The sequence below is a fragment of the Mucilaginibacter sp. P5_A4 genome (assembly GCF_056400605.1).
The window spans coordinates 1-556 of the sequence record NZ_JBFUKX010000182.1 but is presented as its reverse complement, the minus strand read 5'-3'; the positions used below and the strand labels follow the sequence as shown (position 1 = coordinate 556).

1 protein-coding gene is annotated in these 556 nt (G+C 37.8%); it reads right to left on the bottom strand.

Annotation, left to right across the window (positions count from 1 at the left end; all coding sequences use genetic code 11):
- Window positions 1-29: 29 nt before the first annotated feature.
- On the bottom strand, window positions 30-556 hold a 527-nt coding region (locus AC1DQW_RS27920; RefSeq protein WP_477457059.1), incomplete at its 5' end, for an NAD-dependent epimerase/dehydratase family protein.

Below are 556 nucleotides of genomic sequence, written 5' to 3'. Positions count from 1 at the left end.
CTATATAACCATTCACAAAGAGTCAATTTTTAAGATTTAGCCACGGTCATACTCCAATAGAAAAAATCGCTAAGATAGTCCTTTATGTTACCACTACTTTCAAAACCAATGCTTTTTAACTTACTAATGTCCGCCTGCCACCTTTCAGGATCACCAGCCCGGTTTACCCCGCCAAAGCTTATTTTCGGAGCCGGATTAGCGTTGTGAAATAAATAACTTATGGCTTGTTTTATTTCAACTTCTTTACCTGAAGCCACATTAAAAACATTCAGATGATCATCGTTTAATTCATGTGTTGCAATTAAAATCGCTGCATTGGCCACATCTTTTCCATGGATAAAATCTCTTGATTCCTTACCGGTTCCAAAAAGTTCGATGCACACTGCATCATCTTCTAAGTCCATACAGGCTTTATGATAACGCTCCATTACGTCCCAAAACAACTGCTTGCGCAGACCTTCGCCAAAAGCTGAAAATATTCTTAAAACACTAACCCTAAAATTGTAGTATTTGCTGTAATGAAACAACATATCCTCGGCAAGCAACTTATGTATAC